This window comes from Mesorhizobium terrae (genome assembly GCF_008727715.1).
GTDB classification, from domain to species: domain Bacteria; phylum Pseudomonadota; class Alphaproteobacteria; order Rhizobiales; family Rhizobiaceae; genus Mesorhizobium; species Mesorhizobium terrae.
In genome coordinates this window covers 4,132,249-4,146,456 of the sequence record NZ_CP044218.1, presented here as the reverse complement: position 1 = coordinate 4,146,456, position 14,208 = coordinate 4,132,249, and the positions used below count along the sequence as shown (strand labels likewise).

Below are 14,208 nucleotides of genomic sequence, written 5' to 3'. Positions count from 1 at the left end.
GAATTATCCTCCCGCTTTTCTCCGCCGCTCGTAGAACATGGCCAAAGTCTCGGCCATCAGCGCCGGCTTCTCCTCGCCCTCGATCTCGATCGTGTTGGCGAACTTCATCAGATATTGGCCAGGCCCCCTATCCTCCACGGAGATCAGCGACGCGCGCAGCCTGACCCGCGTACCCGCCCGGATCGGCGCAAGAAAGCGCACCTTGTCCAGCCCATAGTTGAAGACGGCCTGGGTGTTTTCGGGAACGACATTCATCTGCTGGCTAAGGCCGCCGATCAGCGACAGGCTGAGATAGCCATGCGCGATCGTGGTGCGGAACGGGCTTTCCTTCTTGGCTCGCTCCGGGTCGGTATGGATCCACTGCTGATCCTCGGTGCACCGTGCAAACTGGTCAATGCGCGCCTGGTCGACCACCACCCAATCGGAAAAGCCCAGGTCCTGCCCGGTCATTGCCCGCAATTGTTCGTAGGTCGGAGGTGACTTGCTCATCCCATCATCCCTGATTGTTTCGGCTACGCCGTCCGACCATGAACGCAACGCCCTGTCAATTCACGCAAGCCCCGTCCCTTGTCGTCATCGCGACACCGCCATTTCCTTGACAGCCTGATCACGCAATTCGCGGCGCAGGATCTTGCCGACATTGGTGCGTGGCAGGTCATCGCGGAATTCGATGTATTTCGGTTTCTTGTAGCCGGTGAGGTTCTTGACACAGAACGCCGCCAGTTCCTCCCTGGTTAACGCCTGATCCTTCTTGACCACGAACATCATCACCGCCTCGCCGGAATTCTTGTCCGGCACGCCCACGACAGCAGCCTCCAGCACGCCTGGATGCTGCACGGCGACGGCTTCGACCTCGTTCGGATAGACGTTGAAGCCGGAAACCAGGATCATGTCCTTCTTGCGGTCTACGATGGTAACAAAACCCTTGTCGTCCATGACGCCGACATCGCCCGATTTGAAGAAACCGTCCGGCGTCATCACCTTGTCGGTCTCGTCGGGCCGCTGCCAATAGCCCGCCATGACCTGTGGCCCCTTGATGGCGATCTCGCCGGGCTGGCCATGCGGCACATCATTGCCGTCATCATCGAGGAGCCGTATCTCGACATTGGGCAATGGCAGGCCGATCGTTCCGGTGAAGGCGTCGCTGTCGGTCGGGTTGCAGGCAATGCCCGAGGATGTTTCCGACAGACCGTAGCCTTCGATGATCGGACAACCGGTGATGGCGAGCCATTTCCTGGCGACCGGCTCCTGCACCGACATGGCGCCACCGTTGGCGATCCTGAATTGCGAGAAATCGACCTTGGCGAAATCGGGATTGTTGGCCAAGGCGTTGAACAGCGTATTCACGCCCGGCATGACATGGAATTTGTATTTGGCGAGCTCCTTCACCGTCGCCGGAATGTCGCGCGGATTGGGGATCAGAACATTGACGCCGCCCGTGCGCATGGCGAGCAGCCCGCAGGTGATGAAGGCAAACACGTGATAGAGCGGCAGCGCACAGATGAAGGTGAGCTGGCCCGAGATCGGCTTGCGTTTCAGGCCAGGCAGCGTCCAGGCCTCCGACGCCAGGAGATTGGCGATGATGGTGCCATGCAGCAGGACCGCGCCTTTGGAAACGCCGGTCGTGCCGCCTGTATATTGCAGCACCGCCACGTCGTCGGGCTTGATCGACGGTTTTTCGAAAGCCTTGCTCTTGCCGGCAGCCAGCGCCGCGTTGAAGCGCACGGCACCCGGCAGCGAGAAGGACGGCACCGCCTTCTTCACCTTGCGCAACACCAGATTGGCGATGGCGCCTTTGGGAAAGCCCAGCATATCGCCGACGCTGGCGAGGATGACATGCCGGATCGAGGTGTTCTTGATGACCTGCTGCAGCGTGGCAGCGAAATTTTCGAGGAGGATGATTGCCTTGGCACCTGAATCGTTGAGCTGGTGTTCAAGCTCGCGTGGCGTGTAGAGCGGATTGACGTTCACCACGATGAAGCCGGCACGCATGATCGCCGCAACCGTGACCGGATATTGCAAAACGTTCGGCATCATGGCCGCGACACGGTCGCCACGCTTCAGGCCAAGGCCCTGCAAATAAGCGGCGAAGTCGCGCGAGAGCCGGTCGATGTCGCCAAAAGTGATCGCCTTGTCCATGAAGACATAGGCTTTGTCGTTCCGGTATTTCGCGAAGCTCTCTTCGAAGAGCGCGACAACCGACGGATATTGATTGACGTCTACATCGGCCGGCACGCCGGCTGGGTAGCTCTTGAGCCAAATGCGGTCCATGCGCTCCTCCCCTCGATCGCGTTTTTCTTTCAATCTAGACGGGCAAAAAGGGCTTGGGAAGCGGCGTGCCGCGGCTTAGACGGCTCACGACGATTACCCTGCGGAATGCAAGTTCCCGCCATGCCTAGTAGATGACAGGCTGTGGAGCGTGGGTTATTGCGCTGGGGGTGTCGGAGACTTGCCTCCGTACCTTGCGTCACCTTGCCTTTGCCTGCGATCCGGCAAATGATCGCGGAAAAGGGGCCGCGCGGCCGGGCGGTTCTTGACCAATACCTGGCCGGGAGGGAACGCATGAAGCAGCTCGGCGGCATCGATGCCACCTTTCTCTACATGGAGACGCCGGAAACGCCGATGCATGTCGCCGGCCTGACGCTCTACGAGCCGCCGGCCGATCTGTCCGGGACGTTCTACGACCACTTCAAGGAATTCTTCCTGACCCGCATGCATCTGGCGCCGATCTTCGAGAAGAGGCTCGCCCGCACGGTGCTGGAACTCGATCATCCGGCATGGGTCGATGCCGGCGACATCGACATTGCCTACCATTTGCGCCGCGCCACCTTGCCCGCGCCGGGCAGCTGGAAGCAGCTTGAGGATCTCGTCGGCGAGTTGCATTCGACGCTGCTCGACCGCTCGCGGCCGCTGTGGCAATTCACTGTCATCGACGGGCTCGAAGGCGGCAATGTCGCCATCTATTCCAAGATACACCACGCCGCCGTTGATGGCGGTGCCGGCATGGCGATCGCCGCCGCCCTTTACGACCTTTCGCCCCAGCCGCGGAAGGTGAAGCCGCCGGAATCGAAACCGGCGATGCGCAAGCCGACGATCGAGGAACGCGCGATCCTCGGCATCAACGACGTCGTGCAGAACGTGATGCGCCAGCACCTGAAGGCGATGGAGGCAGTGCCGCAGATGCTCGGCACCATGACCGATCTGCTCATAGCCAAGAGTGGCGAAGGCAAAGGCGGTGGCTTGCCCGGCATTCCCGACATTCTGGCGCCGAAGACACCGTTCAACGTGACCGTCACCGCCCAGCGCGCCTTTGCCGCGAGGGCCTTGTCGCTCGGTGACGCCAAATTCATCGCCAAGGCGACCGGCACCAAGATCAACGATGTGGTGATGGCGGTGAGTGCCGGCGCGCTTCGCGCCTATCTCCAGGATCACGAGGCGCTGCCGACGAAACCGCTGGTCGCCTTCGTGCCGATCTCCTTGCGCCAGCCCGGCGACATGGAAGCCTCTAACCGGGTCTTCGGCATGTTCTGTCCGATCGCCACCGAGCTTGCCGAGCCGCTGGAGCGACTGAAGGCAATCGCCAAGAACAGCGGCGATTCCAAGACCTTGGCCGGCACGGTGAAGGACGTTTCGCCCAAGGACTATACGCTGCTTGGCGCGCCGATCCTGTTTCCCGGCCTCGCCCAGCTCTACGGCCGCACCGGCCTTGCCGACATCATGCCGTCGACCACCAATCTGACGATCTCCAACGTGCCCGGTCCGCCCATTCCGGTATTCTGCGCCGGCGCCAAGGTGCTCGCGATGTTCCCGGTCTCGATCCCCGTCCACGGCATCGCTCTCAACATCACCGTGCAGAGCTATCAGGACCGGCTCGATTTCGGCATCACAGCCGACCGCCGTGCCGTGCCCGACGCAGACCACCTCGGCGACCTGCTGGTCACCGCCATGGCCGAATTGAAGGAAGGGGTCGAAAAGCTGCCGCCTCCACCGCCGAAACCGATCAAACACTGACCCTGCTACCGTTGCGGAAACCGGGAGCAATGTTGCAGTTTTGTGAACAAAGGGCCCATATTCTGCGTTGAGTGCAGCTGGAATCAATCGACAGGAGCCGTCATGGCCCACGCTGATACGCTGAAACCGCCTTCGCGACTGCTGTTCGCGCTGGAACTCAGGGCGCTGCCGGAGCTCGGCGGTTTCGTCGCCTCGCTGCCCCTGCTCACTGCGCTTGCGCCGCGCGGCGACGGCCATCCGGTCCTAGTCCTGCCCGGGCTGGTGACCAGCGACCGCTCGACGGTGGCGCTGCGCAGCTTCCTCAAATCGAAGGCCTACGCCGCCTATGGCTGGGACCTCGGCCGCAACTACGGCCCGCTGCCTGGTGTCGAGCGAAAGATGGTCGACCGCCTCAAGGCGCTGGCCGACAAGCATGGCCGCAAGGTCAGCCTCGTCGGCTGGAGCCTCGGCGGCATCTATGCGCGCCAGCTCGCCAAGATGCTGCCCGACGAGGTGCGGCTGGTGATCACGCTCGGCAGCCCGTTCAACGGCGACCCGCGTGCCACCAATGCCTGGAAGCTCTACGAGTTCACCTCCGGCCACAAGGTCGACGATCGCGAAGGCCATATGGGTGGCGCCATTTCGGAATCGCCCCCGGTGCCGACAACGGCGATCTACAGCCGCACCGATGGTATCTGCGCCTGGCAAGCCTGCATGGAAAACGACCTCCCGCACACCGAGAGCATCGAGGTGGAAGCGAGCCATTGCGGCCTCGGCCATCACCCCGCGGCGGTCTACGCAATTGCCGATCGCCTGGCGCAGCCCCAGGGAGAATGGAAACCATTCGACCGAAGCGGCTTCAAGAGCCTGTTCTTCCCCGATCCGAAGCGGAACTAGAGCGTTTCATATACCGCTCTGCGTGACGGCTCACTCGGCCGCCTGTTGTTCCGGCACGTCGTCCACGCGATTGGGATCGCCGGGCGCGGTTTCACAACCGAGATCCGGGAAAGCGACGACACGCCGGCCGTGGAAATCGGTGCGCAGCACGGCAAGGCCGCGCTCCTCGAAGAAGGACAACAGCCGCCGCGCCCGCCGTGCCGATTGCGTGCCATAGGCACGTGCCAACGCAGCGTCCGACGGACAGGGCGAACCGGTCACCGCCGCCTGGGCGACGATCAGGAACACGGCCTGCAAATCTTCCGGGACATCCGAGGACAATGCCAGTGCCTGCTGCCAGGCATCGCTTGCCGCGGTCGTTTCGTCGATGCCGGTCTTGGCAATAGCCAGCCGGCGCCGGAATGCGGGCAGGCCAAGTGGTTCGCCGGGCACTCGGCGAATACGGCACCGCACGAGAAAATCCTGATAGAGCAATGAATCGGCACGAAAAGCCGCGTCTGGATCCTCGACGATCTCCGCCAGGACTGCAGCGATGAGCACCTCGCGCTCAGCCTGATCGAACAGGGTCGGCGCCGGTTCCAGGGCTGCCGACTGTTCCGGCAGCGACCGCGACAACTGCTCCAGAATGTCGGCGGTCGGCGTCGGCGCCACGGGACGTGGCCGGCGCGCCGGCGGCTGCCGCAATTCTTCCGGGCTGGGGGTCAGGATCAGGCTCTGCACATCCTCGATCGCTTCCGGCAGCGGCGTCAGTTTCGGGCTGACGGAGCGCGCCGAGGTTTCGACCGCGCCGATGGCGACCGGCAGCGGCCGACGCGACATCGCCGGCCCCAGAGCCACGAAATGTCCACGCGCCAGGTCGCGGAACATCTCGGCCTGCCGCCGTTCCATGCCGAGAAGGTCGGCGGCACGCGCCATGTCGATGTCGAGGAAGGTGCGGCCCATCAGGAAATTGGAAGCCTCGGCCGCCACGTTCTTGGCGAGCTTGGCCAGGCGCTGCGTGGCAATAACCCCGGCGAGGCCGCGCTTTCGGCCGCGGCACATCAGGTTGGTCATCGCGCCGAGCGAGATTTTGCGCGCCTCGTCCGAGACCTCGCCGGCCACCGCCGGGGCGAAAAGCTGCGCCTCGTCCACCACCACCAGCACTGGATACCAGTAGTCGCGCTCGGCATCGAACATGCCGTTCAGGAAGGCGGCGGCGCCGCGCATCTGCTGTTCGACGTCGAGCCCTTCCAGATTGAGCACGACCGAGGCGCGATGCTGGCGGATACGGCCGGCAATGCCGGTCAGTTCGGCCTCGGTGCGCTGCGCATCGACCACGACATGGCCGAACCGATCGGCAAGTGTGACGAAATCGCCTTCGGGATCGATGACGACCTGCTGCACCCAAGGCGCGCTCTGTTCGAGCAGCCGACGCAACAGATGCGATTTTCCGGACCCGGAATTGCCTTGCACCAAAAGGCGCGTGGCCAGCAATTCCTCAAGATCGAGCGTGGCGGCCGCGCCCGACGCCGTCCCCATCTCGATGCCAACCTTCATTCAAAACCCCGGCGAAATTCCAGACATATGGAGCCGAGGTCTAGCACCATGATGGCTGCGATGCAGGGGCCGATTGGCGAAACCCACAGGAGAGGTGATCGTGCCCTATCCGGCAAACAGCGATGTATCGAGGTCGCTAGCCCTAGTCAGCCCGGCCAATGCAAGTGTCAGGTCGAACTCGGCGACGATGTTGCGGATAACCTCGCGCACGCCCGTCTCGCCGGCAAGCGCCAGGCCATAGACATAAGGCCGGCCGACCAGCACCGCCGCAGCGCCAAGCGCCAGCGCCTTGGCGACATCGCTGCCCGAACGAATGCCCGAATCGAGCAGGACCGGCAGCCCGCCCGCCGCGGCGACAACCGCCGGCAGCGCGTCCAATGTCGCAATCTCGCCGTCCACCTGCCGGCCGCCATGGTTGGAAACGACGATGCCGTCAACACCATGCTCCCGCGCCAGCCGCGCATCGTCGGCATGGCGAATGCCCTTGAGCAGGATCGGCAGTTTCGTCATGCCGCGCAGCCGGGCGATGTCGGACCAATTGAGGTCGGGACGCGAATAGGTGGCGGTGAAATGCGCGACGGCGGCGCGCATCTGCTGCATCGACAGGCCAAATTCCTTGCCTTTCCGACGCAGGCTGAGCGCCGTCGAGACGATGTCCAGGCCAGCGGGCTTCACGCCCGTATCAGGTGGACTGGCCGGGATCTTGGTGCGAAAAACCGGATCGCTGAGATATTGAGCAAGACCGAGCCCGCGCAGGAATGGCAGATAGGCCATGTCGAGATCACGCGGACGCCAGCCAAGCAAGGTCGTGTCGAGTGTGACCACGATCGCCTCGCAGCCGCAACGCTCGGCCCGGCCGACAACCGAACGCACGAAATCATCATCGCTCGACCAATAGAGCTGGAACCAGCGCGACGCATTGCCGATCGCCCCGGCCGCCCGCTCCATCGGCATCGAAGCCTGGTTGGAGAAGACGTAGCCGACGCCCTCAGCTGCCGCAGCGCGCGCCACCGCAAGATCAGCCTCCGGATGCACCATCTCCAAAACGCCGACGGGTGCCAGCAGGATGGGCGCGGAATGCCAGCGTCCGAACAAGGTGACGGAGAGGTCACGACTTGAAACGTCGCGCAGCACGCGCGGCGCGATCTGGCGCCGTTCAAAGGCGGCGCGATTGGCCCGCATCGTCGCCTCGCCACCGGCGCCGCCGATGATGTAGGCGGCGGCTTGCGGCGTCATCTTGCGGGCGGCAGCCTGTTCCAGCAGGTCGTGAGCCACCGGCACAGCCGGCCGCTTGCCGCCAGCGCCGGTGACGTAGATCTGCATCTGGCGCAGGCGGCCGGGTGCGACCGTGGCTCGCATGTCGTTCATGTTCTCCCCCACCAAGAGCGGCTGACAGTCCCGAGAAATAACCGATTTCAGCCAGATCAGCCCTGCGTTGCTTCGAACAGCTCGATCACATTGCCGGACGGGTCCATGCACAAAACCTGTCGTCCGCCAGGACCTTCGATCATCGTGTTCCGGAACTGCACGCCATCGCCTTCCAAAACCTTCACCAAGGCCGGCAGGTTCTCCACCTCGATGACGAACCTGTTCCAGCCGCCCGGTTCCGGCACTGTGCCATCCGGCATCGGCCGGGATGCGGAAGCATGGCGCCCCGCAAGCCAGAGCGTCAGATCACTCCGGTCGAGGATCGCCATGTTGGGGCCGAATTGCTGCCGCAACACGAAGCCCAGTCGCTTCGTGTAAAAATCGATGGAAGCATCGACGTCAGCGGCAAAGTAGCGGACGGTAGCCACCTACTTCTTCTCGTAGCCCTCGCGGATCTCGTCCATCGCATCCTTGATGCGGGCACGCAGGATGTCGACCGATTCCGTTCCGGACTTTTTGACGATCTCGGCCACTTCGCCGGCATTTTTCACCGCTGTCTCGAACGACTTGCGGGCGAAGTCCGCCTGCTTGGCTATGAATTCCTGCGGATTGCCGGGAGCACGGTAGTTTTGCGCCAGTTCGGTGATTTCGCGCAGCGAATCCTGCAACACCTCGCGCTGCTTGGCCATGACGGACGACGCGCCCGATGCGGTTGCCCTGGCCGATTTCTCCAGCGCCTCAAGGTTTTTGCGGTGATGACTGAGAATGGTCTCGACATCGACCTTCGGCATTTTCAGGTCGCGGCCGAGCTTGCTGAACATGTCCATGAAGGATTCGGTTTCGGGCTGCTTGGCCATGATCGTCTTCTCCTCCCTTGTTGCCGGCTCGATCGCCGCAGGGGTCAGAATAGACAACAGGGCACAACCGTCAATTGATCAGAAACAGTCGCTCGACCGTATAGAGCGCAAGACCGGCCAGGCCGCCGATGATCATGCCGTTGAAGCGGATATATTGCAGGTCGCGGCCGATGTTCATCTCGATGAGCCGCGTAAGCTGGCCGAGATCCCAGCGTTTGACCTGATCGGCGATGAACTTGGAGACGCTGCTCTTCTGGGTTTCGACGAAGGAGGCGAGCGCCACCACAAAGCCCTGGTTCATATCGGCCCTGATCTGCGGGTCGCTGGCGAGATGCCGCCCGACCTCGACGAACATATTGGCGAGATGGGCGCGGATCATGGAATTTTCCGACGCCGCGTCCTGCTCGATGAAACGACGCAGGCTTTCCCACATGTCGTGCGCCAGATCGCGGATTTCCGGCCTGGCGAGGAACCCCTGCTTCATCTGCTCGGCGCGCCGGGCATATTCCTTTGACGTGCGCAGCCGCTCGATGAATTTCCTGACGAAACGATCGAACTCCTCGCGCATCGGGTGGTCGGGATCCGCCCTCACCTCCTCGAGCAGCGAGCCCGCCGAAGCGACGATCTTCTTCAACAGATAGGCATCCGCGCGGAACAGGTTGAACAGCGACGGCAATTCCTCGCGGATCTTCTCGCGCATCACCGCCAGCGCCTGTTCGTCGGCGAGAAAACGACCGACCACCTTGGTGAACTCGTCGAACAGCTTCTGATGGCGGCGATCGTCGGTGAACGCCGAGAGCAGTTCAGCCGCCAGTGGCGCCACCTGCACCTTTTCCACCTGTTCCAGCATGCGCTGGGCAACGAAGTCGCGCAGGCTGGATTGTTCGATTGCACCCAGCGTCTGCGGCACCAATCGCATGACGAAGCGCGACAGGCCCGCCGCACGCTCCTCATGTGCGAGCCAGTCGGCCACCAAGGCTGCGAAATCCACCTCGTTGAGTTTCTCGCGCACCGGCCCCGGTGCCAGGAAATTGACCTCGATGAAGCGACCGAGATTGTCGGCGATGCGGGTCTGGTTCTCCGGGATAATCGCCGTGTGTGGGATGGGCAGGCCTAGCGGCCGCTTGAACAGCGCCACCACCGCATACCAGTCGGCGAGACCGCCAATGGTGGCGGCCTCGGCAAAGGCAGCAACGAAGGCGAGCCAGGGATGGCTGCCCTCCAGCGATTTCGTGACAAAGAACACGACCACGCACAGGCCGAGGGCGGCGGCCGCGACAAACTTCGTACGCTTCAGCGCCGCGAGTTTCACCTCGGCATCCTTGTCGCCTACCACGAAGCCCGTGCTCGCGACTGCATCCTGCTGCGACATTGACGGTCTATCCTGCATCCAACCTGCCCAAGCTTAGCATTCCCCTGCCCGAGCTTGGCAGCCCCACGCATACGATACGCAGTGTTTGCATAAACACATCACCGCATGTCGGTCGCCAACCGACCGAGTGCAAGGTCTCGAAAGGCGACGAAACCGTTTAGCCGCGCTCAAAATTACGCGTTCCACAACAACAGGTTGCCCGAAATTTTGCACCGCACCAAAGTTTTATGTTGCAGTGCACAATATTTGCTCCTATATGCTCGCCATGCTCCGGGTCGATCCTGACCGGAGCGCAACCCATAGCTCCTTAAGAGGATGGAATCGCCATGACCAAGACCGCCAAGACCACCGCCCCTTCGTCCACCTATTTTTCCTCGATCAAGTCCGCCTTCGAAACCGCCCAGTCGAAGCTTGAAGTTCCGGCTGCTGCCCGCGATTTCGTCAAGCGCGGCGCTTCGACCGCCAAGGAGCGCGCCGAGAGCGTGCACGGCGGTGTCGCCAAGCTGAACGACGGCGCCGAGAAGATCGCCACCTCCTTCGTCGTTGGTTACGCCAACTTCACCCGCGGCCTGCTCGACGCGACGCTGGCCAATGTCCAGCATGCGCTGACCACGGTCGAGAAGGTTGCCGGTGCGCAGTCCTTCAACGAAGCCGTCCAGATCCAGGCCGACTTTGTGCGTGAGAACGCTTCCGCCAACATCGAGCGCATTCGCGGCGCTGCCGAGACCGCCAAGACCACCGTTGTCGATGGCGCCAAGACCGTCCAGGCTGAAATCGGCAAGCTCTACACCTTCGACAAGAAGGCCGCCTGATCGACGCAGGCTTGCATTGAAGCCATCCGTGCGAAGCGAACGCTCCGCGTAAACCGGTTCTGATTTCTGTACGAGTGCAAGTCGCGTAACCAAGGCCCGCCCACAAGCGGGCCTTTTTCTTTGAGCGTCGCGAACACATGCCCATCAGCAAAAAGGCCGGGCTTGTGGCCCGGCCGATCGGTGGCGAACTACCACCGCAGTCTCATTCGAAGGCGCAAGGAATGCGCGCCCTCTCGGTTATTTCGAAGGCTTGATGCTCTGCACCGTCGCCTTGCCGGCGGCGTCCGTCGAATAGGTGATCAGCACCTTGTCGCCAGCTTTCAGCGAGGCGGCCTTGACGCCGGCCGGCAACGTCACCGACTGGCCGTTGTCGAGCGTGATCGAGCTGGTTGCGGCATCGACCTTCTTGATCGTGGCCTTCAGATCCTTGGCCATAGCGCCATTCACACCAGCAAGCGCGAACACAACGGCGGCAGCGGCAATGTACTTCCTCATGGGGGCAACTCCTTTTGTTGAGGCGTCGCGATCCTGAGGGGCCGACATCACAGGAACATTGCCGCTACTATACCGATTGGTAAGGTGGCCGGGGCCTACTTCACCACCAGCACGGGGATGGAGGAATGCGCCAGCACCTCGGCGGTCTGGCTGCCGAGCAGCACGCGCTCGACACCGCGCCGACCATGCGAGGCGATGACGATCAGATCGACTTTGCGCGTTGTCGCAGCGTCGAGAATAGCTTCGGCGGCGCGCTCGCCGGGCGCGTGGACGAGGTCGACTTCCACACCGACCTTCGCGGCCTCGGCCTTCACCGCCGCCAGGATCTTGTCGGCACCTTCCTTCTGGGCGGCGTTGAAGTCCTGCATGTCGGCTTCGGAGGGAACCCAGCCGGCGCCGATGGCAAGACCGGAGATCGGGAACGGCTCTGTCGCCGTAACCGCGGTCACCTTCGCGCCAAGCGCCTTGGCCAGCGCAAGCCCCTGCTTCACGCCCTTGCCGGCCAGGTCCGAACCGTCGGTGGGGATCAGAATATGCTTGTACATTGCAGTCTCCATTTGTCGCCTCAGCGTCACCCTTTCCACGTGGGGATGTGTTGACCGAGATCAAGCAGACACGCGGCGGATTAGAATGAGGCCAGCCCGCGGCAGTTGGTACTCACGACTGAAGGCTGTCGTGTTTGTGCAATGAAACCATGATGGAAAGTCCAGGGAACCGCCAGTCTTTCGACGAACCGGGCGGAGAGGTTCGCGCGATTTGGGTGCGCCCGGGAATGGCTTGGGGTGCCATGGACCACGCCCATTCCGGTCTCGTGACTGGCATGTTGCGATCCGGTCCGTTATGTGTCGCTGCCCGATCAACCGTAGGAGCACGTGATGTCGAACAAGAACATCGACCACGCTTTCACCGCACGCGGCAAAACCGGTCCCTCTTATGAGCCGACCTACGCTGGCGCTTTGTCGTTCATGCGCCGCAAATACACCAAGGACGTGAAGGGGGCCGATGCCGTCGTTTGGGGTATTCCGTTCGATGCCGCCGTCACCAACCGCCCCGGTGCGCGATTCGGGCCGCAGGCGATTCGCCGCGCCTCCGCCATCTTCGACAACGATCCGCAATATCCGTTTGCGCGCGAGTTCTTCGATCATCTCGCGGTTGTCGACTACGGCGATTGCCTGCTGGATTCGGGTAATCACCAGAAGACGCCCGGCATCATCGAGCGCGAGGCCGCCAAGATCCTGAAAAGCGGCGCGTTCCTTTTGTCGCTCGGCGGCGACCACTTCGTCACCTATCCGATCCTGAAGGCGCATGCAGCCATACATGGCCCACTGGCGCTGGTGCAGTTCGACGCGCATCAGGACACCTGGCCGGATGACGGCAAGCGCATCGACCACGGCTCCTTCGTCGGCCGCGCGGTGAAGGAAGGCCTGATCGACCCCGACCGGTCGATCCAGATCGGCATCCGCACGCATGCACCGGACACGTTCGGCATCAAGATCCTGCACGGCTACGAAGTCGAGGAGATGCGCGCCGCCGACATCGCCTACGCCATCGTCGAACGCACCGGCGGCCGCAAGACCTACGTCACCTTCGACATCGATTGCCTCGACCCGGCCTTCGCTCCGGGGACCGGCACGCCGGTAGCCGGCGGCCCGACATCCTCCAAGATCCTGTCGACCCTGCGGCTGCTTGGCCAGATCGACATGGTCGGCGCCGACGTGGTGGAGGTTGCACCAGCCTACGACCATGCCGATATAACGGCGATCGCCGGCTCGACCATCGCCATGCATTATCTCGGCCTGCTTGCTGAGAAGAAGGCGAGAGCCGAAGACAACAACAACCAAGCGCATACCGGCCAGGACATCTGACGTCCCGGCCACAAAACATCGGACCAGACAGGCAATGAAACCGAAAATCTTCATCGACGGCGAACACGGCACCACCGGCCTGCAGATCAGGACCCGGCTGGCAGGTCGCGGCGATCTCGAGATCATCTCCATTCCGGCTGAGCGCCGCAAGGAGACCGCGGCCCGCGCCGAGTTCCTCAACGCCGCCGATGTCGCCATCCTTTGCCTGCCCGATGACGCCGCCAGGGAAAGCGTGTCGTTGATCTCCAACGACACGACCCGGGTCATTGACGCCTCGACCGCCTACCGCGTGGCGGCCGGCTGGGAATATGGTTTCCCGGAAATGGACAGGGAACAAGCGCAGCGCATCGCCTCGGCGAAGCGTGTCGCCAACCCCGGCTGCTGGCCGCAGGGCCCGATCGCTACGCTGCGCCCACTCGTCGAGGCCGGCCTGCTGCCGGCCGACTATCCGGTGACCTTCAACGGTATCTCGGGCTATTCGGGCGGCGGCCGCACGATGATCGAAGATTATGAAGCCAAGGGCGAGAACGCCTCGGAGTTCACACCTTACGCACTGGCCCTGAAGCACAAGCATCTGCCGGAACTGAAGGCCTATGCGAAGCTCAAGCACGACGCATTGATGCAGCCGGCCGTCGGCAATTTCGCGCAGGGCATGATCACGGTGGTGCCGCTGCAACTTGGACAGTTGCATCACATCCCGACCGGCGCGGAACTGCACGCGGCCATCGCCGACCATTTCGCCGCCATCAAGGGCGGCGTGGTCGAGGTGGCACCCTATGAAGCGGTCGACCGCGTGCCGGAACTGAACCCGGAAGAGTACAACGACACCAATCGCATGAAGCTCTACGTCTTCGCCAACGATGCCCGCGCCCAGGCGCTGCTCGTCGCCGTCTACGACAACCTCGGCAAGGGAGCCTCGGGCGCGGCTGTGCAGAACCTCGATCTGATGCTCGGCCTCAACGGCTGATCTTTACTTCGGTACAAGAGCCTGGCCGCGCCATTGGCGCGGCCTCGAT

Annotated in this window: 14 protein-coding genes; 5 read left to right on the top strand and 9 right to left on the bottom strand. The window is 62.8% G+C overall.

The annotated features are described in order from the left end of the window. Positions 1–3 precede the first annotated feature (3 nt). The gene (locus FZF13_RS21170) at positions 4–489 is read right to left on the bottom strand and encodes a MaoC family dehydratase (protein ID WP_024925299.1); all 486 of its coding nucleotides are present in this window, start codon (positions 487–489) and stop codon (positions 4–6) included. Between the two features lie 84 nt (positions 490–573). Then, positions 574–2,271: a long-chain-fatty-acid--CoA ligase gene (locus FZF13_RS21165; protein ID WP_024925300.1), complete on the bottom strand. Its 1,698-nt coding sequence runs from the start codon at positions 2,269–2,271 to the stop codon at positions 574–576. Positions 2,272–2,562: 291 nt separating this feature from the next. On the opposite strand from FZF13_RS21165, the gene FZF13_RS21160 reads away from it, so the two are divergent. Together FZF13_RS21160 and FZF13_RS21155 are read left to right on the top strand one after the other, a co-directional pair. Continuing rightward, positions 2,563–4,011 carry a WS/DGAT/MGAT family O-acyltransferase gene (locus tag FZF13_RS21160; protein WP_024925301.1) on the top strand — a complete coding sequence of 483 codons (1,449 nt, stop codon included), beginning with the start codon at positions 2,563–2,565 and terminating at the stop codon, positions 4,009–4,011. Between the two features lie 102 nt (positions 4,012–4,113). After that, positions 4,114–4,887, top strand: a complete 774-nt coding sequence (locus FZF13_RS21155) for an esterase/lipase family protein (protein ID WP_024925302.1) — start codon at positions 4,114–4,116, stop codon at positions 4,885–4,887. Positions 4,888–4,917: 30 nt separating this feature from the next. Here FZF13_RS21155 and FZF13_RS21150 read toward each other — a convergent pair whose 3' ends face one another. From FZF13_RS21150 to FZF13_RS21130, 5 genes are all read right to left on the bottom strand, one after another. After that, entirely contained in the window at positions 4,918–6,423 is a 1,506-nt protein-coding gene (locus FZF13_RS21150) for a helicase HerA domain-containing protein (RefSeq protein WP_024925303.1), read from the bottom strand. Between the two features lie 105 nt (positions 6,424–6,528). Further along, complete coding sequence (locus tag FZF13_RS21145) at positions 6,529–7,791, bottom strand: alpha-hydroxy-acid oxidizing protein (RefSeq protein ID WP_024925304.1); 1,263 nt, start codon at positions 7,789–7,791, stop codon at positions 6,529–6,531. 56 nt (positions 7,792–7,847) lie between these two features. Then, positions 7,848–8,219, bottom strand: a complete 372-nt coding sequence (locus FZF13_RS21140) for a VOC family protein (protein ID WP_024925305.1) — start codon at positions 8,217–8,219, stop codon at positions 7,848–7,850. After that, positions 8,220–8,648, bottom strand: a complete 429-nt coding sequence (locus FZF13_RS21135) for a phasin family protein (RefSeq protein ID WP_024925306.1) — start codon at positions 8,646–8,648, stop codon at positions 8,220–8,222. It abuts the gene before it with no gap. Between the two features lie 70 nt (positions 8,649–8,718). Then, positions 8,719–10,020, bottom strand: a complete 1,302-nt coding sequence (locus FZF13_RS21130; RefSeq protein ID WP_024925307.1) for a DUF445 domain-containing protein — start codon at positions 10,018–10,020, stop codon at positions 8,719–8,721. A gap of 326 nt (positions 10,021–10,346) precedes the next feature. Here FZF13_RS21130 and FZF13_RS21125 point away from each other — a divergent pair, with 326 nt between their 5' ends. Further along, the gene (locus tag FZF13_RS21125; protein ID WP_024925308.1) at positions 10,347–10,832 is read left to right on the top strand and encodes a phasin family protein; all 486 of its coding nucleotides are present in this window, start codon (positions 10,347–10,349) and stop codon (positions 10,830–10,832) included. Positions 10,833–11,069: 237 nt separating this feature from the next. Here FZF13_RS21125 and FZF13_RS21120 read toward each other — a convergent pair whose 3' ends face one another. Beyond that, on the bottom strand, positions 11,070–11,327 hold the full coding sequence (locus FZF13_RS21120) for a DUF1344 domain-containing protein (protein WP_024925309.1): 258 nt from the start codon (positions 11,325–11,327) through the stop codon (positions 11,070–11,072). 95 nt (positions 11,328–11,422) lie between these two features. Then, a complete protein-coding gene (locus FZF13_RS21115; RefSeq protein ID WP_024925310.1) occupies positions 11,423–11,872 on the bottom strand; it encodes a universal stress protein in 450 nt (149 codons plus the stop codon). Between the two features lie 330 nt (positions 11,873–12,202). Between FZF13_RS21115 and speB the strand changes: the two genes are divergently transcribed. Further along, positions 12,203–13,192 (top strand): agmatinase, encoded by a 990-nt coding sequence (speB, locus tag FZF13_RS21110; RefSeq protein WP_024925311.1) that lies wholly within the window; start codon positions 12,203–12,205, stop codon positions 13,190–13,192. 34 nt (positions 13,193–13,226) lie between these two features. Then, on the top strand, positions 13,227–14,159 hold the full coding sequence (gene argC, locus FZF13_RS21105; protein WP_024925312.1) for an N-acetyl-gamma-glutamyl-phosphate reductase: 933 nt from the start codon (positions 13,227–13,229) through the stop codon (positions 14,157–14,159). Positions 14,160–14,208: the final 49 nt, after the last annotated feature.